The sequence below is a fragment of the Bradyrhizobium sp. NBAIM08 genome, assembly GCF_020193935.1.
GTDB classification, from domain to species: Bacteria; Pseudomonadota; Alphaproteobacteria; order Rhizobiales; family Xanthobacteraceae; genus Bradyrhizobium; species Bradyrhizobium yuanmingense.
The window spans coordinates 1-432 of record NZ_JADYVR010000530.1 but is presented as its reverse complement, the minus strand read 5'-3'; the positions used below and the strand labels follow the sequence as shown (position 1 = coordinate 432).

At 63.4% G+C, this 432-nt stretch carries 1 protein-coding gene; it reads left to right on the top strand.

The features are described 5' to 3' along the window. Nucleotides 1–412 (top strand): hypothetical protein (locus I6F37_RS40795; RefSeq protein WP_225154491.1); only part of this gene is annotated, 412 nt, incomplete at its 5' end. Nucleotides 413–432: the final 20 nt, after the last annotated feature.

Here is a 432-nt window from a genome sequence, read left to right as displayed (position 1 = left end):
TGGTTCGGCCGCGGCATCGCCCGTCGGCGCGGCCGTCACGTTCCCTCTGACGTCGACGCTCAGTGTCGAGACAGATGTTGCATATCGTCGGGGCGAAGGCGACATCCACGCGCTGAGTACAAACGTCAGTCTCCTGTATTTCCTTCCGCGCGTCGGCAAGGCGACACCGTATGTCGTCGGGGGAATTGGGCTAGCGCAATACGGCACGCCGGTTTACTCCTCTAAGGGTCCTCCGATCGGCACCGTGGCGGACGTGGCCCTGACCGTGAACGCCGGCGGCGGCCTGAAGGTGCCAATGACTGAAAAGGTGGATTGGCGAACCGATGCCCGGTGGTTCAAGTCCTTCGGCCGTTACGGATCGGAGCAGTTTCGCGTGGCCCAAGGCCTCTCCTTCGATGTCGGCAAACGGTAGAGCGTGCGCGGCGCGAACAC